At 68.9% G+C, this 24713-nt stretch carries 20 protein-coding genes; 15 read left to right on the forward strand and 5 right to left on the reverse strand.

Annotation, left to right across the window (positions count from 1 at the left end):
• Positions 1-2 precede the first annotated feature (2 nt).
• The 14 genes from JAP66_RS08465 to JAP66_RS08530 all read left to right on the forward strand — a co-directional run bounded on the left by JAP66_RS08465 (position 3) and on the right by JAP66_RS08530 (position 17287).
• Positions 3-764 carry an NADH-quinone oxidoreductase subunit C gene (locus tag JAP66_RS08465; protein ID WP_199431029.1) on the forward strand — a complete coding sequence of 254 codons (762 nt, stop codon included), beginning with the start codon at positions 3-5 and terminating at the stop codon, positions 762-764.
• Positions 761-2134 carry an NADH-quinone oxidoreductase subunit D gene (locus JAP66_RS08470; RefSeq protein WP_199431030.1) on the forward strand — a complete coding sequence of 458 codons (1374 nt, stop codon included), beginning with the start codon at positions 761-763 and terminating at the stop codon, positions 2132-2134. The genes JAP66_RS08465 and JAP66_RS08470 overlap by 4 nt, the downstream gene beginning before the upstream one ends.
• Positions 2131-2991: an NADH-quinone oxidoreductase subunit NuoE gene (gene nuoE / locus JAP66_RS08475; protein ID WP_199431031.1), complete on the forward strand. Its 861-nt coding sequence runs from the start codon at positions 2131-2133 to the stop codon at positions 2989-2991. Before JAP66_RS08470 ends, nuoE begins: the two co-directional genes overlap by 4 nt.
• On the forward strand, positions 2988-4280 hold the full coding sequence (gene nuoF, locus JAP66_RS08480) for an NADH-quinone oxidoreductase subunit NuoF (RefSeq protein ID WP_199431032.1): 1293 nt from the start codon (positions 2988-2990) through the stop codon (positions 4278-4280). The genes nuoE and nuoF overlap by 4 nt, the downstream gene beginning before the upstream one ends.
• A complete protein-coding gene (locus JAP66_RS08485) occupies positions 4277-6757 on the forward strand; it encodes an NADH-quinone oxidoreductase subunit G (protein WP_199431033.1) in 2481 nt (826 codons plus the stop codon). Before nuoF ends, JAP66_RS08485 begins: the two co-directional genes overlap by 4 nt.
• 29 nt (positions 6758-6786) lie before the next feature.
• Positions 6787-8088 (forward strand): NADH-quinone oxidoreductase subunit NuoH, encoded by a 1302-nt coding sequence (gene nuoH, locus JAP66_RS08490; protein ID WP_199431034.1) that lies wholly within the window; start codon positions 6787-6789, stop codon positions 8086-8088.
• On the forward strand, positions 8075-8641 hold the full coding sequence (gene nuoI, locus JAP66_RS08495; RefSeq protein ID WP_199431035.1) for an NADH-quinone oxidoreductase subunit NuoI: 567 nt from the start codon (positions 8075-8077) through the stop codon (positions 8639-8641). The genes nuoH and nuoI overlap by 14 nt, the downstream gene beginning before the upstream one ends.
• Before the next feature lie 46 nt (positions 8642-8687).
• On the forward strand, positions 8688-9542 hold the full coding sequence (locus JAP66_RS08500; protein ID WP_199431144.1) for an NADH-quinone oxidoreductase subunit J: 855 nt from the start codon (positions 8688-8690) through the stop codon (positions 9540-9542).
• Entirely contained in the window at positions 9539-9838 is a 300-nt protein-coding gene (nuoK, locus tag JAP66_RS08505) for an NADH-quinone oxidoreductase subunit NuoK (protein ID WP_199431036.1), read from the forward strand. Before JAP66_RS08500 ends, nuoK begins: the two co-directional genes overlap by 4 nt.
• A 13-nt stretch (positions 9839-9851) precedes the next feature.
• Positions 9852-11777 carry an NADH-quinone oxidoreductase subunit L gene (gene nuoL, locus JAP66_RS08510; RefSeq protein ID WP_199431037.1) on the forward strand — a complete coding sequence of 642 codons (1926 nt, stop codon included), beginning with the start codon at positions 9852-9854 and terminating at the stop codon, positions 11775-11777.
• The gene (locus JAP66_RS08515; RefSeq protein ID WP_199431038.1) at positions 11774-13324 is read left to right on the forward strand and encodes an NADH-quinone oxidoreductase subunit M; all 1551 of its coding nucleotides are present in this window, start codon (positions 11774-11776) and stop codon (positions 13322-13324) included. Before nuoL ends, JAP66_RS08515 begins: the two co-directional genes overlap by 4 nt.
• A 3-nt stretch (positions 13325-13327) precedes the next feature.
• Positions 13328-14902: an NADH-quinone oxidoreductase subunit NuoN gene (gene nuoN / locus JAP66_RS08520; protein WP_199431039.1), complete on the forward strand. Its 1575-nt coding sequence runs from the start codon at positions 13328-13330 to the stop codon at positions 14900-14902.
• A 194-nt stretch (positions 14903-15096) separates the two neighbouring features.
• Complete coding sequence (locus JAP66_RS08525; RefSeq protein WP_199431040.1) at positions 15097-16095, forward strand: polyprenyl synthetase family protein; 999 nt, start codon at positions 15097-15099, stop codon at positions 16093-16095.
• Positions 16096-16111: 16 nt separating this feature from the next.
• A complete protein-coding gene (locus JAP66_RS08530) occupies positions 16112-17287 on the forward strand; it encodes a sunset domain-containing protein (protein ID WP_199431041.1) in 1176 nt (391 codons plus the stop codon).
• 31 nt (positions 17288-17318) lie between these two features.
• Here JAP66_RS08530 and JAP66_RS08535 read toward each other — a convergent pair whose 3' ends face one another.
• From JAP66_RS08535 to JAP66_RS08550, 4 genes are all read right to left on the reverse strand, one after another.
• Positions 17319-18383, reverse strand: coding sequence for a 2-oxoacid:ferredoxin oxidoreductase subunit beta (locus tag JAP66_RS08535; protein ID WP_199431042.1), 1065 nt, complete (start codon positions 18381-18383; stop codon positions 17319-17321).
• Positions 18384-18495: 112 nt separating this feature from the next.
• Positions 18496-20415, reverse strand: a complete 1920-nt coding sequence (locus JAP66_RS08540) for a 2-oxoacid:acceptor oxidoreductase subunit alpha (RefSeq protein WP_199431043.1) — start codon at positions 20413-20415, stop codon at positions 18496-18498.
• 147 nt (positions 20416-20562) lie between these two features.
• Positions 20563-21324: an enoyl-CoA hydratase gene (locus JAP66_RS08545; protein ID WP_199431044.1), complete on the reverse strand. Its 762-nt coding sequence runs from the start codon at positions 21322-21324 to the stop codon at positions 20563-20565.
• Positions 21325-21390: 66 nt separating this feature from the next.
• Positions 21391-21837, reverse strand: a complete 447-nt coding sequence (locus tag JAP66_RS08550) for an Lrp/AsnC family transcriptional regulator (RefSeq protein WP_199431045.1) — start codon at positions 21835-21837, stop codon at positions 21391-21393.
• A 76-nt stretch (positions 21838-21913) separates the two neighbouring features.
• On the opposite strand from JAP66_RS08550, the gene ddaH reads away from it, so the two are divergent.
• Complete coding sequence (gene ddaH, locus JAP66_RS08555; protein ID WP_372448950.1) at positions 21914-22759, forward strand: dimethylargininase; 846 nt, start codon at positions 21914-21916, stop codon at positions 22757-22759.
• Positions 22760-22781: 22 nt separating this feature from the next.
• Here the strand turns inward: ddaH and JAP66_RS08560 are convergent, their stop codons facing one another.
• Complete coding sequence (locus JAP66_RS08560) at positions 22782-23471, reverse strand: class I SAM-dependent DNA methyltransferase (protein WP_199431046.1); 690 nt, start codon at positions 23469-23471, stop codon at positions 22782-22784.
• Positions 23472-24713 lie beyond the last annotated feature (1242 nt).

A 24713-nucleotide genomic window follows, 5' to 3' on the forward strand; every position in this document is an offset into this window, starting at 1 on the left:
CGATGCCCGAGGAGAAGCCAGAGCCCGGTGGCGAGCAGTCGAGCGCCGAACGCGCCGAGACCGGGCTGGAGCCCCGCGGCTCCGAACCCGCCCAGCCTGCGGAGCCGGTCGTCGCCGGACGGGAGCGCAAGGGCATGTTCGGTGTCTCCGGGACCGGTGACACGTCCGGTTACGGCGGCCTGCGGCTGCCCGCGTACTCGCCGCCGCCCGCCGAACGTCCCTACGGCGGCTGGTTCGACGACTTCGCCGACGAGTTCTACGCGGCCATGTCCGACAACGGCATTCCCGCCGAGGCGATCCAGCAGGTGACCGTCGACCGCGGCGAGATCACCTTCTACGTCGACCGTGAGCACCTCGTCGCGATCTGCCGGACGCTGCGCAACGACGCGGGCCTGCGGTTCGAGCTGTGCAGCTCGGTGTCCGGTGTGGACTACGGCGAGGACGTGCCGCAGCGGCTGCACTCGGTGTACCACCTGACCTCGCTGACCTACCGGCGCCGGATCCGGCTGGAGGTCACCCTCGACATCGAGGATGCACACGTTCCGTCCATCGTGGACGTCTACCCGACGGCCGACTGGCACGAGCGCGAGGCTTACGACATGTTCGGGATCGTCTACGACGGGCATCCCGCGCTGACCCGCATCCTGATGCCGGACGACTGGGACGGCTTTCCGCAGCGCAAGGACTACCCGCTCGGCGGGATCCCGGTGGAGTACAAGGGCGCGGAGATCCCGCCGCCCGACACGCGGAGGTCTTACTCATGACCACGAGCGATCGCATCGCCGAGAAGAGCACCGGCACCGACACGACGCCGGAGGGTTCGGACAGCGCTCCCTACGCCGAGTCCCGGGAGACCACCGAGGGCCGCGTCTACATGGTCAGCGGCGGGGACTGGGACGACGTCCTCTCCGACGCCACGCACGACGAGCGCATGGTCATCAACATGGGCCCGCAGCACCCGTCCACCCACGGCGTGCTCCGGCTCGTGCTGGAGATGGAGGGCGAGACCGTCACGCAGCTGCGCTCGGTCATCGGCTACCTGCACACCGGCATCGAGAAGAACTGCGAGTACCGCACCTGGACCCAGGGCGTCACGTTCGTGACGCGGATGGACTACCTCGCGCCGCTGTCCAACGAGATGGGCTACTGCCTCGCGGTGGAGAAGCTGCTCGGGGTCGAGGTCCCGCGCCGCGCGCAGCTGCTGCGCGTGCTGCTGCTGGAGATCAACCGGATCGCCTCGCACTTCGTCTACATCGCCACCGGCGGCATGGAACTCGGCGCCACCACCGCGATGACGCTCGGCTTCCGCGAGCGCGAGGAGGTACTGCACCTCCTCGAGTACCTCACCGGCCTGCGGATGAACCACGCGTTCATCCGGCCCGGCGGTCTCGCGCAGGACATGCCGGACGACTTCGAAGAGGTCGTCACCGAGTTCTGCAAGGTGATGGACGAGCGGCTTCCGCTCTACGACAAGATGTTCACCGGCCAGCCGATCTGGCGTAACCGGCTCAAGGGCGTCGGCTACCTGCCCGTCGACGCCTGCCTCGCGCTCGGCGTGACCGGCCCGGTGCTGCGCTCGGCCGGGATTCCGTGGGACCTGCGCAAGGTCGAGCCCTACTCCTGCTACGACGAGTTCGAGTTCGACGTACCCACCTCCAACGAGGCCGACTGCTGGGCGCGCTACCTGCTCCGCGTCGAGGAGATGCACCAATCGCTGCGGATCATCCGGCAGGTGCTGAAGAAGCTCGAGCCGGGCCCGGTGATGGTGGAGGACAAGAAGATCGCGTGGCCCGCGCAGCTCTCCATCTCCAGCGACGGCATGGGCAACTCGCTCGAACACGTCCGCAAGATCATGGGCCAGTCCATGGAGTCGCTGATCCACCACTTCAAGCTGGTCACCGAGGGTTTCTCGGTGCCGCCCGGCCAGGTCTACGTGCCGGTCGAGTCGCCCCGCGGCGAGCTCGGCTACCACCTCGTCTCCGACGGCGGTACCCGGCCGATGCGCGTGCACGTGCGGGAACCGAGCTTCGTGAACCTGCAGGCGATGCCCGCGATGTCGGAGGGCGGCCTGGTGGCCGACGTCATCGCGGCCATCGCCTCGATCGACCCGGTTATGGGGGGAGTGGACCGATGACGGAGTCTTCGGAGACGCCGCGTCCTGGACCGGACCAGGCGGAGCGGACCTTCGCCCCGGCCGGTGGCGACGTCGACGTCATGGCGATCTCGCCCGTGCGGGAAGAGGGCATGCTCGAGGAGTCCCCGCCCGACACCTCGTTTGGCCCGGACATCGCGGCGAAGGCGCGCGAGCTGGCCGGCCGGTACCCGCAGTCGCGTTCGGCGCTGCTGCCGATGCTGCACCTCGTCCAGTCGGTGCAGGGCTACGTCAGCCAGGAGGGCATCGCGTTCTGCGCCGAGCAGCTCGACCTCAGTGAGGCCGAGGTCAGCGCCGTGGTGACGTTCTACACGATGTACAAGCGCAGGCCCTGCGGTGAGCACCTGGTGAGTGTCTGCACCAACACGCTGTGCGCGGCGCTCGGCGGGGACGCGATCTACAGGACCCTGGGGGAGCACCTCGGGGCGGACGGGAAGCCGCTCGGTCACGAGGAGACCGCGGGCACGCCGGGGGAATCCGGCTCGGTCACGCTGGAGCACGCCGAATGCCTGGCCGCGTGCGACTTCGCGCCGGTGCTGCAGGTCAACTACGAGTACTACGACAACCAGACGCCGGAGCGGGCGGTGGAACTCGTGGACGCGCTGCGGCGCGGCGAGACGCCCGCGCCCAGCCGGGGTGCGCCGCTGTCCGACTTCAAGTCGGTCGAGCTCCAGCTCGCCGGGTTCTTCCCGGAGGACGAGGAGACCTTCCGCGCCGACGTCGACGGGCCGTCACAGGCTACCGAGACCCTGCGCGGAGCCCAGCTGGCCGCGGACCGCGGCTGGACGGCGCCGGCGATGGCGGACGATGTTCCACTGCCGGAGGTAGAAAGCAAATGACCGCGGATCCCATCACTCCGGTACTCACCAAGCGGTGGCTCTTGCCGCAGTCGTGGCGGCTGGCCACCTACGAGAAGCTCGAGGGCTACACCGCGTTCCGCAAGGCCCTCGCGGGCACGCCCGAGCAGCTCGTCCAGCTGGTCAAGGACGCGGGCCTGCGCGGCCGCGGTGGCGCGGGCTTCCCGGCAGGCGTCAAGTGGTCGTTCATGCCGCCCAACGAGGACAAGCCGCACTACCTGGTGATCAACGCCGACGAGGGCGAGCCGGGCACCTGCAAGGACATCCCGCTGATGATGGCGGACCCGCACTCGCTCATCGAGGGCTGCATCATCGCCGCGTACGCGATGCGCTCGCACCACTGCTTCATCTACGTGCGCGGCGAGGTGCCGCACTGCATCCGCAGGCTCAACTCCGCGGTCCGCGAGGCGTACGCCGCGGGCTACCTCGGCAAGGACATCATCGGCTCGGGCTTCGATCTGGACATCACCGTGCACGCCGGGGCGGGCGCCTACATCTGCGGTGAGGAGACGGCGCTGCTCGACTCGCTTGAGGGCAGGCGCGGGCAGCCGCGGCTCAAGCCGCCGTTCCCCGCGGCCTCGGGCCTGTACGCGGCGCCGACCACGGTGAACAACGTCGAGACCATCGCCAGCGTGCCGTTCATCGTCAACGGCGGCGCCGACTGGTTCCGCGAGATGGGCAGCGAGAAGTCGCCAGGGCCGAAGATCTTCTCCATCTCCGGTCACGTCGAACGGCCCGGCCAGTACGAGGCCCCGCTCGGCACCACCCTGCGTGAGCTGCTCGAACTCTGCGGTGGCATGAAGGACGGCATCCCGCTGAAGTTCTGGACGCCGGGCGGCTCGTCGACACCCCTGTTCACGGCCGAGCACCTCGACGTGCCGCTGGACTTCGAGGGCGCGGCCGAGGCGGGCTCGATGCTCGGCACCACGGCCGTGCAGGTCTTCAACGAGACCGTCTCGGTGCCCTGGGCCGTGATGAAGTGGACGCAGTTCTACGAGCACGAGTCGTGTGGCAAGTGCACGCCGTGCCGCGAGGGCACCTACTGGATGGCGCAGATTCTGGAGCGCATGGTCGAGGGCCGGGGCACCGAGGAGGACATCGACACCCTGCTCGACGTCTGTGACAACGTGCTCGGCCGCTCGTTCTGTGCGCTCGGCGACGGCGCGGTCAGCCCGATCACCAGCGGCATCAAGTACTTCCGGGACGAGTTCCTGGCCCTGTGCGAGAAGAACCGGGCCGGCAAGCCCGAATTGGTGGGAGCGCAACGATGACCATCGCACCCGACAAGGCCGCCACCGGCGAGACGCCGGTCCCCGAGGGCTACGTCAAGCTGACCATCGACGGCGAAGAGGTCATCGCACCCAAGGGCGAGCTGCTGATCCGCACCGCCGAGCGGCTCGGCACGGTGATCCCGCGGTTCTGCGACCACCCGCTGCTGGACCCGGCGGGCGCGTGCCGCCAGTGCCTGGTCGAGGTGGAGATGGGCGGCAGGCCGATGCCGAAGCCCCAGGCCTCCTGCACGATGACGGTCGCCGACGGCATGGTGGTCAAGACGCAGCGCACGTCGCCGGTCGCCGACAAGGCGCAGCAGGGCGTGATGGAGCTGCTGCTCATCAACCACCCGCTCGACTGCCCGATCTGCGACAAGGGCGGCGAGTGCCCGCTGCAGAACCAGGCGATGGCGCACGGCAGGCCGGACTCCCGCTTCCGGGACACCAAGCGGACGTTCCCCAAGCCGCTGCCGATCTCCAGCCAGGTGTTGCTGGACCGGGAGCGCTGCGTGCTCTGCCAGCGCTGCACGCGGTTCTCCGACCAGATCGCCGGTGATCCCTTCATCGAGCTGCTCGAGCGCGGGGTGCACCAGCAGATCGGTACCGCGGAGACGGCCGATGTGCTGGACATGGCGTCGCGGACGAGCGGCGGCAAGCCGTTCCACTCATACTACTCGGGCAACACCATCCAGATCTGTCCGGTCGGCGCGCTGACCAGCGCGCAGTACCGGTTCCGGTCCCGGCCGTTCGACCTGGTGTCCTCGCCGAACGTGTGCGAGCACTGCGCGTCCGGCTGCGCGGGCCGTACCGACTTCCGCCGTGGCCGGGTGATGCGCAGGCTCGCCGGTGACGATCCCGAGGTCAACGAGGAATGGCTCTGCGACAAGGGGCGCTTCGCGTTCCGCTACGCGCAGGCCGCCGACCGGTTGCGCAGGCCGATGGTGCGCGACCGCGAGAGCGGCGAGCTGGTGGAGGTGCCGTGGACGGAGGCGCTGCGGGCGGCCTCCGAGGGGCTCACGAAGGCAAGGGACGGCAGGGGCGCGGCGGTGCTGCCCGGTGGCAGGCTGACCGTCGAGGACGCCTACGCCTACAGCAAGTTCGCGCGGATCGCCCTGCGCACCAACGACATCGACTTCCGGGCAAGGGCGCACTCGCCCGAGGAGCTCGACTTCCTCGCCTCCCGCGTGGTGGGCACGACACCGGAGAACGGCGTCACCTACTCCGCGCTGGAGCAGGCGCCGCTGGTGCTGTGCGTGGCCTTCGAGCCGGAGGAGGAGTCGCCGATCGTGTTCCTGCGGCTGCGCAAGGCGGCCAGGGACAAGGACACGAGGGTCGTCCACCTCGGACAGTGGACGACGGCTGCGGTGCGCAAGACCTTCGGCGAGCTGCTCGCGTGCGTGCCTGGTGGTGAGGCGGCCGCGATCGAGGGGATCGCGCAGCACGCCACCGACCTCGACGAGCAGCTCAAGGCGGACGGCGCCGTGGTGCTCGTCGGCGAGCGTGCCGCCGAGATCCCGGGCCTGTTCTCCGCGCTGCACCGGCTGTCCGAGCGCACCGGAGCGCGGCTGGCGTGGATCCCGCGGCGCGCGGGCGAGCGCGGCGCCGTCGAGGCGGGGGCGCTGCCGACGCTGCTGCCCGGCGGCCGGGCGGTCGCCGACGCGGCCGCCCGCGCCGAGGTCGAGCGGAGCTGGGGCATCGAGGCCGGTGCCCTGCCGGGCCGGGAGGGCCGGGACACCAGCGGCATCGTCGCGGCCGCGGCGGCCGGTGAGCTCGACGGACTGCTCGTCGGCGGCCTCGATCCGGACGACCTGCCCGATCCGGCGCTGGCCCGCCGGGCACTGGCGGCGGACTGCTTCGTCGTCAGCCTGGAGATGCGGCCCAGCGCGGTCACCGAGCACGCCGATGTGGTGCTCCCGATCGCGCCGGTCGATGAGAAGTCCGGCAGCTTCCTCAACTGGGAGGGGCGCCGCCGGGAGTTCTCGGTGACGCTGGAGGGCACCGGCGCGCTGCCCGACTGCCGCGTACTCGACACGCTCGGCGTCGAGATGGACGCCGACCTGTTCACCCAGACCCCGGCCGCGGCCGCGGGAGACCTGGAGCGGCTCGCCGTGCGGGCGCCCAACGCGGGCGCGCCGGACGTGCCGCACGCGCAGCCGGTGACGCCGGGCGAGGGGCAGGCCGTGCTCGCGACCTGGCGCCAGCTGCTCGACGACGGCTCCCTGCAGATCGACGAGCCGCACCTCGCAGGCACCGCCCGGCCCGTGCTGGCCAGGATGTCGAAGGCCACCGCCGCGGGGCTGGGCGGGCAGGTCACCGTCTCGACCGACCGTGGCTCGGTCACGCTGCCGGTCGAGGTGGCCGACCTGCCGGACGGCGTGGTGTGGCTGCCGGCCAACTCGGACGGATCGAAGGTCCGCGCGTCGCTCGGCGCCGGACATGGCGCCGTGGTCTCGATCGCGGCGGGAGGTGCGCGGTGACGCCGTTGCTTGCTCAGGTGCAGGAGCCGATGAACAGGGTCGAGCTGCTCGCGGACGACCCGCTGTGGCTGGTTCTGCTCAAGGTCGTGGTGATCCTGCTCATCGGGCCGATCCTGACGATCTTCCTGATCGTCTGGGAGCGCAAGGCGGTCGGCCGGATGCAGAACCGGCCCGGCCCCAACCGCGTCGGTCCCGGCGGCTACCTGCAGTCCCTCGCGGACGCGATCAAGCTGCCGTTCAAGGAACAGGTCATCCCGGACACGGCCGACCGCAAGCTCTACTTCCTGGCCCCGGTGATCGCCGTTGTGCCCGCGCTGATCGGGCTGGCGGCGATCCCGTTCGGACCCGAGGTGTCGATCTTCGGCGAGCGCACCGTGCTCCAGCTCGTCGAGCTGCCGGTCGGTGTGCTGCTGGTCCTCGCCGGTGCCTCGGTCGGGGTCTACGGCATCGTGCTGGCCGGCTGGTCCTCGGGCTCGCCGTACCCGCTGCTCGGCGGCCTGCGCTCGGCGGCGCAGGTGATCTCGTACGAGATCGCGATGGGACTCGCGATCATCGGTGTCGCGCTGTACGCGCAGTCGCTGTCCACCGGCGAGATCGTCGACGCGCAGCAGGGCGGCTGGTTCTTCTACCTGCTGCTGCCCAGCTTCGTCATCTACATGATCTCGATGGTCGGCGAGACCAACCGCGCGCCGTTCGACCTGCCCGAGGCGGAGTCCGAACTGGTCGGCGGTTTCCACACCGAGTACAGCTCGATGAAGTTCGCGATGTTCTTCCTCGCCGAGTACGTCAACATGGTGATCGTCTCGGCGTTCGCGACCACGCTGTTCCTCGGCGGCTACATGTTCCCGTTCGTGGGCGCCGACTCGGCGCTCAACCAGGGCTGGCTGCCGGTGATCTGGTTCTTCGCCAAGACGTTCCTCCTGCTGTTCGGCTTCATCTGGCTGCGGGGCACGCTGCCCCGCTTCCGTTACGACCAGTTCATGAAGCTGGGCTGGAAGGTGCTCGTTCCGGTCGGCCTGATCTGGATCGTGGTCATCTCCGCGATCCGTGCGGTCCGCAACGACGCCGAGATCTCGACCGGTCAGATCCTGGTCGTCGGCGGCATCGTCATCGCGGTCATCGTGCTGCTGACGCTGCTGCTGCCGGAGCGGGAGATCCCGGACGAGGACGCGGTTCCGACCACCGGCGGCGACTACCCGGTGCCGCCGCTGGACCTGAAGGTGCCGAAGACGACCCCGCGCCGCAAGGCGCTCAAGGCCAAGGCGAGGTCCAGCGCGAAGGAACCGGCCGCGGTCACCCCAGCTAAGGAGGGTTCCGATGGGGATGTTTGATCCCATCAAGGGCTTCGGCGTCACTTTCTCCAACATGTTCAAGAAGGTGGCCACCGAGGAGTATCCGGAGATCGGTGCGCCCGCCGCGCCCCGCTACCACGGCCGGCACCAGCTCAACCGGCATCCGGACGGGCTGGAGAAGTGCGTCGGCTGCGAGCTGTGCGCGTGGGCGTGCCCGGCCGACGCGATCTTCGTCGAGGGTGGCGACAACACCGAGGAGGAGCGTTACTCCCCTGGTGAGCGCTACGGCATGGACTACCAGATCAACTACCTCCGCTGCATCGGCTGCGGCCTGTGCGTGGAGGCGTGTCCGACCCGATCGCTGACCATGATCAACTTCTACGAGATCGCCGACGACGACCGGCAGAAGCTGATCTACACGAAGGAGGACCTGCTCGCCCCGCTGCTGCCCGGAATGGAGCAGCCACCGCACCCCATGCGGCTCGGCGACAACGAGCAGGACTACTACGTCAACGGCCCCGACCTCGCTCGCGGACGGGGAGTGCCGGCCGGGGAGACGGTCGAGACGTCGGAAGAGAGGGCGATGCAGTGATCCGGATACGCGTTCGCCGGCCGCGCGACGAGGAGACACAGCAGTGATGGTGCCCGTTCTCGCGCAGGCCACCGCCGAGGCGACGGTGTCGACGGGTGAGGCCATCGCGTTCTGGATACTCGCCCCGCTGGCCGTCGCAGGCGCGCTGGGCATGATCTTCGCGCGCAACGCGGTGCACTCGGCGCTGTGGCTGGTGGTCACCATGCTCACGCTCGGCATCCTCTACCTGGTGCAGCAGGCGCAGTTCCTCGGCTTCACGCAGATCATCGTCTACACCGGCGCGATCATGATGCTGTTCCTGTTCGTGCTGATGCTCGCCGGGCGGGACTCGTCGGACTCGGTGGTGGAGGTGCTACGTGGCCAGCGGCTCGCCGCCACCGTGCTCGGGATCGGCATGGCCGGGCTGTTCGCCGGTGCGCTGACCCGGGCGTTCGCCGACGTGACCCCGGCCGCGCCGCTGGACCCGTGGAGCCCGGAGGGCGGCGGAGCAGGCGGCCTCGGCCGGATCATCTTCAGCGACTACCTCTTCCCGTTCGAGCTCACCTCGGCACTGCTGATCACCGCGGCGATGGGCGGGATGGTGCTCTCGTTCACCAGCCGGCAGGGCCCCGGTGGCAGGCGGTCGCAGCGCGAGCTCGTGGAGGCCCGCTTCCGCGGTGAGTACGAGCGGCCGTCGCCGAAGCCGGGACCCGGCGTGTTCGCCACGGCCAACTCGGTGGCCACACCGGCGCTGCTGCCGGACGGTACGGTCGCGCCCGAGTCGCTGTCCGCGCTGATCGAGAACACCTCGGCCGCGCAGTTCGAGCGCCAGCGCAAGGAGGTGGCAGGCGAGGTGCCGAAGCCGGACGCGCACGCGCTGGTTCCTCCGGAGGACACCGCAGAGGAAGGCGATCGTTCGTGACCCCGACCTACTACCTGCTGCTGTCGGCGTTGCTGTTCTCGATCGGAGCCGTCGGCGTCCTGGTGCGGCGCAACGCGATCGTCGTGTTCATGTGCGTCGAGCTGATGCTCAACGCGGTGAACCTCTCGCTGGTCACGTTCGGGCGCATCAACGGTTCCATCGAGGGGCAGGTGATGGCGTTCTTCGTGATGGTCGTGGCCGCGGCGGAGGTCGTGGTCGGGCTGGCGATCATCATGTCGATCTTCCGCACGCGCCGCTCGGCTTCGGTCGATGACACCAACTTGCTCAAGTACTGAGAGGGCCCGGTAAGTGATCGCATCATCGTGGCTGCTGGTCGCGTTTCCCGCGCTCGGCGCCCTCATCCTGCTGGTCGGCGGCAAGCGGACCAACGGGTGGGGACACCTGCTCGGTTGCGCGACGGTCATCGCCTCCTTCGTCTACGGCGCGGCAATGTTCTTCGGCAGCTCGTTCGAGAACGCCGAGGACACCACGCTGTACTCGTGGATTCCCGTCGAGGCGCTGCAGGTGGACTTCGGGCTGCGGATCGACGCGCTCTCGATGATCTTCGTGCTGCTGATCACCGGCGTCGGCTCGCTGATCCACATCTACTCGATCGGCTACATGTCCGACGATGCCGCCGACGGAGTCGGCAATTCGGCTCGAGCGCGGCGCCGTTTCTTTGCCTTTCTCAACCTGTTCGTCGCCTCGATGCTGGTCCTGGTGCTCGGCAACAGCTTCGTCACGTTGTACCTGGGCTGGGAGGGTGTCGGCCTCGCGTCCTACCTGCTGATCGGGTGGTACCAGGACCGGCCGGCCGCGGCGAGCGCCGCGAAGAAGGCGTTCATCATGAACCGCGTCGGTGACGTGGGACTGGCGCTGGCGATCTTCCTGATGTTCAAGTACATCGGCAGCACCGGCTACAGCGAGGTGTTCGCGGGCATCGGGGACCTCTCGCCCGCCGTGGTCACCGCCATCGGGCTGCTGCTCCTGCTCGGCGCGTGCGGCAAGTCGGGCCAGTTCCCGCTGCAGGCGTGGTTGCCGGACGCGATGGAAGGCCCGACCCCGGTGTCGGCGCTGATCCACGCGGCGACGATGGTCACCGCGGGCGTGTACCTCATCGCCCGCTGCGCCCCGATCTACAACCTGACCGAGACCGGCCGCCTCGCGGTCACGATCGTCGGTGCGCTGACGCTGCTGATCGGCGCGATCATCGGCTGTGCCTACGACGACATCAAGAAGGTGCTCGCGTACTCCACGGTCAGCCAGATCGGCTACATGATGCTCGCCGTCGGGCTGGGGCCGTTCGGCTACGCGCTCGGCCTGATGCACCTGCTGACCCACGGCTTCTTCAAGGCCGGGCTGTTCCTCGGCGCCGGATCGATCATGCACGGCATGAACGACGAGGTCGACATGCGCAAGTTCGGCGGGCTCTACAAGCGGATGCCGATCACGTTCGTCACCTTCGGCCTCGGCTACCTGGCGTTGATCGGGTTCCCGTTCTTCTCCGGCTACTTCTCGAAGGACGCGATCATCGAGGCCGCGTTCGGCGGGGAGGGCTGGCAGGCCTGGGTGTTCGGCGGTGCCGCGCTGCTCGGTGCCGGGCTCACCGGCTTCTACATGACGCGCCTGGTGCTGCTGACCTTCTTCGGCAAGGAGCGCTGGCGGGAGATCAGGTCGGCGGACGGCCGGGAGTTCCATCCGCACGAGTCGCCACCGGTGATGACGGTGCCGATGATGGTGCTGGCGGTCGGCTCGGTCGGCGCCGGATTCCTGTTCACCTTCGGCGACCGGCTCGTGGAGTTCCTGGCTCCCTCCGTCGGCTCGCTCGCGGAGGCCGAGCACGGAGTCGTGCCGCACGCGCTGATCCCGTGGCTGACGGTCGGGATGTCGGCGCTCGGCGTGCTGATCGCGTGGCTGATCTTCGGCAGGCGCGACATCCCGGTCGAGCGGCCCCGCAACGTCTCCGCCGTCGTCCGCGCCGCCCGTAACGACCTGTACGGCAACGCGCTGAACGAGACGCTGGTGGCCACGCCTGGCCTGTGGGCGACCCGCTTCGCCGTCTACCTGGACAACAAGGGAGTCGACGGCGCGGTCAACGGGCTGGCGGCCGGGCTCGGCGGCGGCTCCGGCCGGTTGCGCAGGTTGCAGACCGGTTTCGTCCGCTCTTACGCGCTTTCGATGCTCGGCGGTTCGTTCCTGATCGTCGCGGCCCTGCTGTTGGTGAGGTTCGCATGACCTGGTTGCTAGTTCTGATCCTGCTGCCGCTGGCCGGTGCGCTCGCCGTCGCCGGCCTGCGCGGGAACGACCGGCTGGCGATGCTCACCGCACTCGCCGTGTCGCTCGTCGAGCTGCTGCTGATCGTTCCACTGTGGCTGACCTACGATCCGGCGGGCGACCGGATCCAGCAGGCCTCGTCGATGGACTGGATCCCGGCGTTCGGCATCCACATCTCCTTCGGTATCGACGGCATCGCGCTGGTCATGATCGCGGTGATCGCGTTGCTGGTGCCGATCGTCATCGGTGCGCTCGGCTCGGCGGACAAGCTGCCCGAGGGGCGCGGCGCCGGCGGCTTCCTCTCGCTGATCCTCGTGCAGCAGTCGCTCACGATCGGGGTGTTCGCGGCCACCGACGTGTTCCTGTTCTACGTGCTGTTCGAGCTCATGCTGATCCCGATGTACTTCCTGATCGGCTACTACGGCGGGCCGAGGCGGCAGTACGCGGCGGTCAAGTTCTTCCTGTACTCCTTCCTCGGCGGCCTGATCATGCTGGCGTCGGCGATCGGCGCGTACTCGCTGGCCTCCGACGAACTCGGCCAGGGCACGTTCGACTGGGCCACGCTGGTCACGGTGGTGCGCGACGCACCGGCGAGCACGCAGATCTGGCTGTTCCTCGGCTTCTTCCTCGCCTTCGCGATCAAGGCGCCGCTGGTGCCGTTCCACACCTGGCTGCCGGACGCGGCGGGACAGGCCCCGATCGGCGTCGCCGTGCTGCTGGTGGGCGTGCTGGACAAGGTCGGCACGTTCGGCTTCCTGCGCTACTGCCTGCCGATGTTCCCGGAGGCGAGTACCCAGCTCGCGCCGCTGGTACTCGGGCTCGCCGTGGCCGGGGTGATCTACGGCTCGGTGCTCGCCGCCGGGCAGCAGGACATGAAGCGGTTCGTCGCCTACGTCTCGATCGCCCACTTCGGCTTCATCGCGCTCGGCATCTTCGCCTTCACCATGCAGGCCGAGGTCGGCGCGGTGACGTACATGCTCAACCACAGCCTCGCCACGGGCATGCTGATCCTGGTGATCGGGCTGGTCGTGGCACGCGGTGGATCGACGCGGATCTCCGACTACGGCGGCATGGCCAAGATCACGCCGGTGCTCGGTGCGATGCTGCTGATCGCCGGTCTGTCCACACTGTCCCTGCCCGGCACGAACTCGTTCATCAGCGAGTTCCTCGTGCTGCTCGGCGCGTTCGACGCCAGGCCGGTCTACGCGATCGTCGCCACGGTGGGCATGGTGCTCGCCGCGGTGTACGTGCTCTGGCTCTACCAGCGCATCATGACCGGGCCCGTGCGCGGGGACGCACTGGTGGGCGCCGGTGGCGGGCCGGGGACGGCGATCGCCCCCGAGGCGGGAGCCAAGAAGGCCGTCCGTGATCTCTCGCCGAAGGAAATCGCACTCCTCGCGCCGCTGGTGGTCCTGATCATCGGGCTCGGCTTCTACCCGAAGCCGGTGCTCGACACGGTCACGCCCTCGGTCGAAGCGACACTCTCTGCGGTGCAGGAAGGTAACTGAGCCGTGTTGAACGTTTTTCTCGCCCAGCAGCCGACGAACCTGGACGCGCCCGGCATCGACTACGCCGCGATCCTGCCGATCCTGATCATCCTCGGCGCGGCGTGCCTGGGGGTGTTGCTGGAGGCCTTCCTGCCCAAGCACCAGCGGTGGTCCGGTCAGGTCGCGCTGAGCCTGCTGGCCCTCGCGGGCGCCGGGGTGGCACTGGGTGCCTATGTCGGAGGCTCGCCCGCCGCCGGGACGACCACGCTGAGCGGCACGGTCGCGGTGGATCGCCCGGCGCTGTTCCTGTGGGGCACGCTGCTTGCGCTGGCGCTGGGCGCGGTGCTGCTCATCGCCGACCGGTCGGTGGAGCCGGGCGGGTCGTTCGTCGCGCAGGCCGGGATCAGCCCGGGCACCGTGCAGGACCGTGCGCAGGTGGGCTCCACCGGCATGCAGACCGAGGTGTTCCCGCTGACGCTGTTCGCGCTCGGCGGGATGATGACGTTCACCGCGGCCAACGACCTGCTGACGATGTTCATCGCGCTCGAGGTGCTGAGCCTGCCGCTGTACCTGATGTGCGGGCTCGCGCGCAGGCGGCGGCTGATCTCGCAGGAGGCCGCGGTCAAGTACTTCCTGCTCGGGGCGTTCGCCAGCGCGATCTTCCTGTACGGCATCGCGCTGCTCTACGGCTACGCGGGCTCGGTGCGGCTGGCGGACATCGCCTCCGCGACCGCGGGCACCGACCGTTCGGACACGCTGCTGTTCGCCGGCTTCGGGCTCCTCATGGTCGGCCTGCTGTTCAAGGGCTCGGTCGGCCCGTTCCACACCTGGACGCCGGACGTGTACCAGGGCGCGCCGACCCCGATCACCGCGTTCATGGCGGCATGCACGAAGGTCGCCGCGTTCGGCGGCATTCTGCGGGTGCTGACGGTCGCCTTCGAGTCGACGAGCTGGGAGTGGCGCGGCGTGCTGTGGGCCGTCGCGATCATCTCGATGGCCATCGGTGCGGTGCTCGGCCTGACGCAGACCGACGTCAAGCGGATGATCGCCTACTCCTCGATCGCCCATGCCGGCTTCCTGCTGATCGGCGCGATGGCGCTGACCGAGGAGGGCCTTTCGAGCACGATGTTCTACCTGCTCGCCTACGGTTTCACCACGATCGCGGCGTTCGGCGTGGTCTCGCTGGTCCGGGACGCCTCCGGCGAGGCGACGCATCTGTCCGCCTGGGCGGGCCTGGCGAAGCGCTCGCCGCTGCTGGCGGCCGTGTTCACGTTCCTGCTGCTCGCGCTCGCCGGGATCCCGGCGACCAGTGGTTTCGTCGGCAAGTTCGCGGTGTTCTCGGCGGCGCTGTCCGACGGCATGGCGCCGCTCGTGGTGATCGCGCTCGTTTTCAGCGCGGTCGCGGCGTTCTTCTACCTGCGGGTGGTCGTGCTGATGTACTTCTCCGAGCCCGCACCCGAGGGGCCGACGGTGAGCGTCCCCGGGGCGTTCACCACGGCGGCGATCACCCTCGGTGTGGTGGTCACCCTGCTGCTCGGCCTGGCCCCGGCGTTCGCTCTCGACTGGGCGAGCGCGGGCAGCTTCGCGATGCCCTCCTGAGCCCGGCGCCCTCGTGAGTGGCTACACGAGTTAGAACGCGCGTAGCCACTCACGAGGCCGGGGGGGTGTCGCGTTCGTCACGTAAGCGCTTGACCAGCGGGTCGTCGGGGTCGACGGCCCTGGCATTAGGCTGATGGGGACCGTGACCCCAGTGCCGAGAGGGCGGAGCCGACGTGTCAGTGCGTGAAGGCACCATGGATGAGTTGCGCGCTGCAGTCGGCCTGCAGATAGCCGACGAGCAGCTACTGCGCACGCTCGCCAGTGGCCTGAACGAGGTCGAGGACATCCTGCGTGATGTCGTGCGCAGTGACGTGCAGGCGGTCAACGAGGCGGCGACCCACCTGGTCGAGGCCGGGGGCAAACGCTTTCGTCCGCTGTTCACCCTGCTGGCCTCCCAGTTCGGCGACGGCGGCCGCGCGGCGGTGGTGACGGCCGCGGCATCGGTCGAGCTGGTGCATCTCGCGACGCTCTACCACGACGACGTGATGGACGAGGCGACGATGCGCCGGGGAGCACAGAGCGTGAACGCCCGCTGGGACAACACGATCGCGATCCTCACCGGCGACTTCCTGTTCGCGCACGCCTCCAGGCTGGTGGCCGACCTCGGCACGGACGCCGCACGGATCATCGCCGAGACCTTCGGTGAGCTGGTGACCGGGCAGATGCGGGAGACCGTCGGCCCCGGCGCAGGGGAGGACCCGGTCGAGCACTACCTCTCGGTGATCGCGCAGAAGACCGGGTCGCTCATCGCCACCGCGGGCCGCTTCGGCGGCATGCTCTCCGGCGCGAAACCCGAGCACGTCGAGGCCCTGTGCCGCTTCGGCGAGATCATCGGTGCGGCCTTCCAGATCTCCGACGACGTCATCGATATCGCCTCGCCTTCCGACGAGTCGGGCAAGTCGCAGGGCACCGACCTGCGCGAGGGTGTGCGCACCCTGCCGATGCTCTACGAGCTGTCGGCCGACCGGCCCGACCCGCGGCTGGCCGAGCTGCTGGCTGGCCCGCTCACCGACGACGAGCTGGTAGCCGAGGCCCTCGGCCTGCTGCGCAAGTCGAGCGGACTCGAACGCGCGCGCGTCACCCTTTCCGACTACGCTCAGCGCGCGAGGACGGAGCTGGCGTCGCTTGCGCCATCACCGGCGCGGGACGCCTGCGAGTCGGTCGCCGACTACCTCGTCGCACGGACCTACTGAGGAGGACAGCGCGGGTATGTCCATTTTCGGGCAGGTTTGGCTGTTCAGTGCGGCCGCGTTCGTGCTCGGCGCGCTGCTCGCCTGGCTGTTCCTGGTACTGCCGGCGCGCAGCCGCATCCGGGACCTCGAACGCAGGCTGGAGACGGCCCGCGAGTCCGCGGCCGCCGCCCAGCGCCGCGAGTCGGCGGGGAACGCCCGCCCGGCCGAGGAGGATGGGGAGCCGTTCGCGCCGGTGCCGTCCACCAGGCAGTTCGTGCCCGCGGCGGAGCAGGATGACGAGTTCGCGCAGGCGGAGCCGACGGAGCGGCTCGCCCCGGCACCCGGCTGGCACGAACAGAACAGCCTTGAGGGCTACGAACACCGGCCCGCCCACGATGCCGATTCCTCGGCCGCCTCCGACGTGACGTCCGTGCTCGACGCAGCCGACCGCGAGTACGAGGACCAGGGCTACGACGGCCAGGGCTACGAGGACCAGGGCGAGGGCCTGGACCACGAGGAAACCGGGTACGACGAGCCCCGCCACGACGAGCCCCGCCACGAGGAGCCCCGGTACGGGGAGTACGAGACCTACGGGGAGGAGCCGGCCCCCGCGCCGCAGCCCGAGCCGGAGCGGAGGCCGGCGAGTCTCTTCGAGCCCGCCCAGTACGAGCCCGCGCCGGACGAGCACCCGCGATACGAGCAGGAGCCGATGGAGCCCGAGACCACCGAGCAACCTCCCGCGTACGCCTTCGGCGGGGGTCCCGGTGCGGACGGGGAGCCGGACGAGCCCGCCGTGGAGCAGACGCAGTTGCTGCCCAAACGGCAGCCACGCCAGTCACCGAGGGGCGGCTTCGACCCACCGCAGCCGATCCGGCCGTCGATGCGGGCCGTCACCCGCCGCGAACCCGAGGACGCCGACGTGCACAGCGGCTCGCTGTTCGAGCCGGCGAACGGCAGCGAGCCCGCCGAGGCCCCGCCCGCACGGGATCACGGGGCCTACGGCTCCGATCTTCCGCCGGGCCCGTTCGGCCCCGGTTCGGCGATGCCGCAGCCGGGCGGCGGCAGGCCCTCGGAGGAGTACACGGTCAAGGCCAGTGTCACGGCGCTGCGCTACTGCACCGAGGAGTCGGCCCAGTTCCCGAACATGGTCGCCGAGGTCTGGTTCCGCACACCGGCCGACGCCGAGCGTGTCGGCTTCCGCCCGCTGGCCTGAGGCCGTCCGGGAAAACGCGCGGCCGCTCCGGTCAGGTGACGGTCCAGGTATCCTTGCCGCGCAGCAGTGCGTGCAGGTCCGGTGTTTTGGCTTCCGCGGCCTGCTGGACCTGGGCACGGGCCTGGTCGTCGTAGGTGGGCCTGCTGACCTGGCGGAAGATGCCGGTGGGGGTCTGCTGGAGGTCCTGCCCGCCGAGGCGGGACAGCGCGAAGGCGTAGGCGGTGTCCTCGATGGTGGGGTCGTGCACGACGAGGTTGTCCTCGCCGATCTCGGAGACCTTGCCGGCCTCGAGCCCGCCCCACGCACTCCGGGTGACACCGTAGTCACCGTCCGGGCCGAAGCGGATCGGCTCACCGGCCTTGAGCGGGATGAGCCTGCGTTCGGCCTCGTCCTTGTCCTTGAGGACGTCGAAGGCACCGTCGTTGAAGATCGGGCAGTTCTGGTAGATCTCCACCAGGGCGGAGCCACGGTGGGCGGCGGCGGCTCCGAGCACCTCGGTCAGCCCCTTCTTGTCGCTGTCGAGGGCGCGGCCGACGAAGGAGGCCTCGGCGCCGAGCGCCAGCGAGATCGGGTTGAACGGGGTGTCCACCGAGCCCATCGGCGTCGACTTCGTGACCATGCCCTGGTCCGACGTCGGTGAGTACTGGCCCTTGGTCAACCCGTAAATCCGGTTGTTGAACAGCAGGATCTTGAGGTTGACGTTGCGGCGCAGGCTGTGGATGAGGTGGTTGCCGCCGATGGACAGCGCGTCGCCGTCGCCGGTGACGACCCACACCGACAGGTCGGGCCGGGTGGTGGCCAGGCCGGTGGCGATGGCGGGAGCGCGGCCGTGGATGGAGTGCATCCCGTAGGTGTTCATGTAGTACGGGAAGCGGCTGGAGCAGCCGATCCCGGAGACGAACACGATGTTCTCGCGGCGCAGCCCGAGGGTGGGCAGGAAGGACTGGATGGTGTTGAGCACGATGTAGTCACCGCACCCGGGGCACCAGCGCACCTCCTGGTCGGACTTGTACTCCTTGGACTTCTGGGGTTCGTCGCTGGTGGGGACCAGATCCAGCCCACCGAGGGTGGGCAGTCCCAGATCAGTCGCGGTCATGATGTCGCCTCCGCGGGGAGGAGTACGTCGGCGGGCATGTTTTCCGCCTCCGCGGGAGTGAGTACGTCGGCGGGCATGTTTTCCGCCTCCGCGGGAGTGAGTACGTCGGCGGTCACAGTGTGGCCTCCTTGCGGGCAGCCGTGATGGTGTCGGTGAAGACGCCCTCGAGCTCTTCGGCCTTGAAGGGGAGCCCGGCGACCTTGGTGTAGGACTGAACGTCGATGAGGTACTTGGCGCGCAGCAGCATGGCGAGCTGGCCCATGTTCATCTCCGGCACCACCACGGTGTCGTAGGCGCGCAGCAGGTCGCCGAGGTTGCCCGGCAGCGGGTTGAGGTGACGCAGGTGCGCCTGCGCGATCGGTAGCCCGTTCTTGCGGACCCGGCGGCACGCGGCGCCGATCGGGCCGAAGCTGGAACCCCAGCCCAGTGCTAGCACGCGGGCCTTGCCCCCGCTGGGGTCGTCCACGGTCACGTCCGGCACGTCGATGCCGTCGATCTTGGCCTGCCGGATGCGGACCATGGCCTCGTGGTTGTCCGGGTCGTAGGAGATGCTGCCCTTGCCGTCCTGTTTCTCCAGGCCGCCGATGCGGTGCTGCAGGCCGGGGGTGCCGGGCACCGCCCACTCGCGGGCCAGGGTCTCCGGGTCGCGCACGTAGGGCCAGAACTCGCCGGAGCCGTCGGTGGCGTTGGGCTCGGAGGCGAACGTGACCCGCAGGTCGGGCAGGTCCTCGACGTCCGGGATCAGCCACGGCTCCGAGCCGTTGGCCACCGCGCCGTCGGAGAGCAGCAGCACCGGGGTGCGGTAGGTGAGCGCGATGCGAGTGGCCTCGAGTGCGATGTCGAAGCAGTCCGCAGGCGTGCACGGCGCCACGATGGGCACCGGCGACTCGCCGTTGCGGCCGAACATCGCCTGCAGCAGGTCGGCCTGCTCGGTCTTGGTCGGCAGCCCGGTGGACGGGCCGCCGCGCTGCACGTCGATCACGACCAGCGGCAGCTCGGTCATCACGCCGAGCCCGATCGTCTCGCTCTTCAGCGCCACCCCCGGCCCGGAGGTCGAGGTGATGCCCAGCGCGCCGCCGTAGCTGGCGCCCAGCGCGGCTCCGATCCCGGCGATCTCGTCCTCGGCCTGGAAGGTGGTGATGCCGAAGTTCTTGTGCTTGGACAGCTCGTGCAGGACGTCGGAGGCCGGGGTGATCGGGTAGGTGCCGAGCAGGATCGGCAGCCCGGACCGTTGCCCGGCGGCCACGATCCCGTAGGCCAGCGCGGTGTTGCCGGTGATCTGCCGGTAGGTGCCGGGCGCAAGCTTGGCGGGCGCGACCTCGAAGGTCGTGGCGAAGGACTCGGTGGTCTCGCCGTAGTACCAGCCCGCGCGAAACGCCAGCAGGTTCGCCTCGGCGATGTCCGGCTTCTTCGCGAACTTCTCCTGCAGGAACCGCTCGGTGCCCTCGGTGGGCCGGTGATACATCCACGACAGCAGGCCGAGCGCGAACATGTTCTTGCACCGCTCGGCGTCCTTCTTGCCCAGGCCCGTCTCCGCCAGCGCGCCCTGTGTCAGCGTCGACATCGCCACCCGGTGCACCTCGAACGCCGACAGCGAGTCGTCCTCGAGCGGGTCGCTGTCGTAGCCGACCTTCGAGAGGTTGCGCTTGTTGAACTCGTCGATGTTGACGATGATCGTTCCGCCCCGCGGGACATCGGCCAGGTTCGCCTTCAGCGCCGCCGGGTTCATCGCCACGAGCACGTCCGGGCGGTCGCCCGGCGTGAGAATGTCGTAGTCGGCGAAATGCACCTGAAACGAGGAGACGCCCGGGATCGTGCCCTGCGGCGCGCGGATCTCCGCCGGGAAGTTCGGCAGGGTCGCCAGGTCGTTGCCGAAGGCCGCCGCCTCCGAGGTGAACCGGTCACCCGTCAGCTGCATGCCGTCGCCCGAGTCACCCGCGAAACGGATCACGACCCGATCCAGCCGGCTGATCTCCGTCGGGCGTGTCGCCGACAGCGGCTCGGTGCCAGTTCCGTTCGGACTCGTGCTCATGAGCCAGCGGATCCCTCTCTCCCGACTTGGCGCTCGCGACGCCGTAATACTTCGAGATTACTTGTTGTTTTCGACGGCCGTACGGGGGTGTGATCCGGCTTACCTGTGACCAGCGGTAACAACGCTCTGCCTTCTCAGTCTCTGGGATCATCGGCCGGCGATCCGGGAACGTAACGCTTCCAGCCGGGCCGCGAATTCCGGTGACTCGAGTGACGTGACCTGAGGGCTGAGCTCGGCTTCGACGGCGGCCGCGTGGTCGTCGAGGTCCCGCGTGTGGCGCATCGTCCGCTTGGCGGTGACCAGCAGTTCGCGCGGCGCCTCGACGGCGGGGCGGGCCAGTGCACTGGCGGCGTCGAGCAACTGCTCGTGCCCGCCCTCCACCGTGCGCAGGACGAGCCCGGCGCGGGTGGCGGCCTCCGCGTCGAGGACCTCGCCGAACAGGGTCATCGCGGTGGCCTGCTGCGTGCCGACGGCGCGCTGCGCCATCCAGGTCATCCCGCCACCCGGATGCAGGCCGAGTTGCAGGAACCGCGCGTCGAAGCGGGCCCTGGGCCCGGCCAGCCGGAGATCCGCGGCGAGCGCCAGGTTCAGCCCGGCGCCCACCGCGGCGCCACCGACCGCAGCGATGGTCGGCAGCGCGCACCTGGCGACGGCGAGGAAACCGGCGTAGATCTCGCGAAGGCCGTCCTCGGCGGCCTCGCCGAGCGCGGACAGGTCGGCGCCCGCGCAGAAGGCCGGTGGCGTGCCGGTGACGATCACGGCGTGCACGTTCTCGTCCCGCTCGGCGGCGCTGACCGCCTTGACCAGCTCGCGGGACAGGTCGAGCGTGAGCGCGTTGCGGGTGTCCGGGGCGTCCACCGTGATGACGGCCAGCCCGTCGGTGTGCTCGGCGAGAATCCGTTCGGTCATATCCGGCATGGTCCCAGTCTCGGGCGAACCGGGCTTCTGCCCGCGTGCGCTGGGCGGCCGGGATCGTCACTGCTGCGGGTTCGGCGGGCGTTCGAGCAGCCTGGACAGCACGACGGTGGACTCGGTGCGGTCCACGATCTCCAGTCCCCGGAGGCGTTCCAGCGCGCTTTCCAGGTGGTGGATGTCGGCGGCGCGCAGGTGCACGATCGCATCGGCGGCGCCGGAAACGGTGTAGGCGGCGACCACTTCGGGCAGCGGCTCGAGGCGCGCCCGGATGCGGGCAGGCGAGATGTTGCCCCTGCAGTGCACCTCGACGAAGGCCTCGGTGCCCCAGCCAAGCGCCTCCGGGTCGACGACGGCCGTGAAGCCGCGCAGCACACCCGAGTCGAGCAGCCGGTCGACGCGGCGTTTGACCGCGGGCGCGGAAAGGCCCACCACCTTTCCGATCTCCGCGAAGCTCGACCTCGCGTTGGCGACCAGGCACGAAACGATCCGCTGATCCAAGGTATTCACACGCAACGTTTAGCACACCTGTGCGCAATCTCCGTTGATTGCTTGCACTATGCCATGCCCATACATTCGAAGTATGATGGTCGCTGCTTCCCTGCCCGCGCGCGTGCCCACGCCACGCCACTATCTGATGTGCGCGCCCCGGTACTTCGCGGTCGAGTACGCGATCAACCCGTGGATGGACCCGAGCCTGCCGGTCGACACCGACCGGGCGCTGGCGCAGTGGACCGCGCTGCGCGACGCCTACCTGCGCTTCGGGCACGAGGTCGACGAGGTTCCGCCCCAGCGCGGTCTGCCGGACATGGTCTTCGCCGCGAACTCGGCGACGGTGATCGACGGGCGGGTGCTCGGCGCGCGCTTCCGGGCCCCCGAGCGGGCGGCCGAGGCGGAGCACTTCCGTCGCTGGTTCGTCGAGAACGGCTACCGCGAGGTCACCATGCCGACGAAGATCAACGAGGCGGAGGGCGACTTCGCGTGGACCGGGCGGGTGCTGCTCGCCGGCTCGGGTTTCCGCACCGATCCCGACGCGCACGCGGAGGCGCAGGAGGCGCTCGGCGTGCCGGTCGTGTCGCTCCGGCTGACGGACCCGCGCTACTACCATCTCGACACCGCGCTGTTCGTGCTCGCCGAGGCGACCGACTCGGCGCCGGCACAGGTCGTGTACTACCCGCAAGCGTTCTCGGCCGGGTCTCGCCGGGTGCTCGAGCGGATGTTCCCCGAGGCGGTCCTGGCCACCGAGGCCGACGCGGCGAGTTTCGGCTGCAACGGCGTCTCCGACGGGCACAACGTGGTCCTGCCGCTGGAGGCGACCGGGCTCGCCGACCGCCTCGCCGAGCGCGGCTACGAGCCGCTGCTGCTCGACATCTCCGAGCTCCGCAAGGCCGGTGGCGGCCCGAAGTGCTGCACCCTGGAGATCCGCAAGTAGCCCTCGTGAGTGCCTACGCGAGTTAGAACTCGTCTGCACACTCACGAGGCTGGGCGGGTTTGCGGGCCAGTAGGAAGCCCTGCGGCGAGTTCTCCGGGAACCTCGCGTCGTCGCCGTCGGGCTCGCGCACCAGGCGGGCGTGCTCGGCCAGCCCGGCTTCGCGCAACAGCTCGGCGACCTGGTCCGGCCGCCGCTGGTGGAAGTCGAGCGAGACCTCGTGACCGCCCGCTTCGGTGCGGTGCAGCGGCCCGTCGCCGATCTGGAACGCGAGCTGCACGTACCCGCCAGGGGCCAGCACCCGGTGAAATTCGCCGAAAACCCCGGGCAGCTGCTCCTCGGGTACGTGGATGATCGAGTACCAGGCCACGATGCCGCCGAGCGAACAGTCCTTCAGTTCCAGGGCCGTCATCGACCCGACGTCGAACCGCAGGTCCGGATACGTCCGGCGGGCCTGAACGACCATCTGCGGCGACAGGTCGATGCCGGACACGGACACCCCGAGGCCGTGCAGGTGGGCGGCGATGCGGCCGGGACCGCAGCCGATGTCGGCGACCGGCCCGTTGCCCGCCGTCCGGACCAGCTCGGCGAAGCCACCGAGCACCGCCCGGTCCAGCGGCTTGGCGGCGAGCTCGTCGCGGAAGTACTCGGCGTAGTCGGCGGCCAGGGTGTCGTACGAGGTACGGGTGCGGGCCAGGAAGCCGGGTTCGATCACGAGCGATCACCGTACTCGGCTGGCTTCGAGCGCCGCGGCCGTTTCCCCAATGTGGCATCCGTTGCGTTCGACGCAACGAACGCCACATTGGGGCGCGCACCGACTGACAGGAGTGTTCCGTACGGGCTATTGCAATGGGACCTCCAATTGACGGACAGAACCTCGTGCCCATGTCTGCATCGATGGCTTACGACCTGCAATGAAATGGCCGGTTAAGGGGCAGTCGGGCTAGTTGAACTTGGTCCATCCGGCCCTAGCGCCAACATCGGCTATGGTGACAGTATGTGACCAATCCAGTACGCAGCGCTGGAGTCGTGCTTATGGGGGAAAGATTGAGAACGCAGTGCTACCCGGGGCTGTGCTGGGTCTATTCGATGTTGGTCTAGCGGTGCAGCTGTCCAGTTTGCGATTCCGTTGAATTTCGATCCTTGCAAGGTCGACCTAAATGTAGAACTATGAGAAAGAAAATAATCAGCATTCTTGGCGTTGCCATTATGCTGCTCTCGGCGCTACATCCTTCTGTCGCGGCAGCAAAGCCGGCGGGATCTACGGCGAATTTGATGGAACATCGAGTACCCAATGATGGGGACAAGAAGAGGATGATCTATCAGTTCACCGAAAGGATCCAAGAAAGGTGCGGATTGAAGCTGCGGCCGGAGAACTACGAAGTTGCAGTCGACCGCAGTGGAATCACTGTTAAGCCACATGGGTCGAGCGTTAGTATTGAACATAAGAGTACTGGCGAGTACGGTGGTTGGCTGGATATGGCCGTTCGAGTTCCATATCCAGATAAGTATCGTCTAAGCGTGGCGGCCGCGCCCCAAGAGCCAACCTGGTAGGAACCCGGATGTTACGCGCGCCAGCATATCGAGCACAATCTTGACGGAACTCAATTGGAAGTGGGTTGGATTGACGCGTGCGGGCAATTTGGTCTGATGAACTACGTGGACGGTGGCAACAGTATCAATGCTGTGTGGCGAGCATGGTCGACCTGCAAGACGACAAATTCGGTGTTTGGTTTCGCTGAATGCAGGCTTTTCACGACGCCGAATCGCTCCAATATATCTTGGAATGACTGGAATCCCAGGTCTGACAGGAATGTGGGCCCCTGCGAGGAAACTACGCTGTCGATTGGTGTGGGACCTTTTACGGCGTCGCATGCGTACAACGCGTGTGATCTGATGGGTATGACTAAGGGAGAAGCGCCTGGTGATTTCGCCAACGCCTGGGTGGGCTGGGCGA

It is taken from the genome of Qaidamihabitans albus (assembly GCF_016464705.1).
In the GTDB taxonomy this organism is placed as follows: Bacteria; Actinomycetota; Actinomycetes; order Mycobacteriales; family Pseudonocardiaceae; genus Qaidamihabitans; species Qaidamihabitans albus.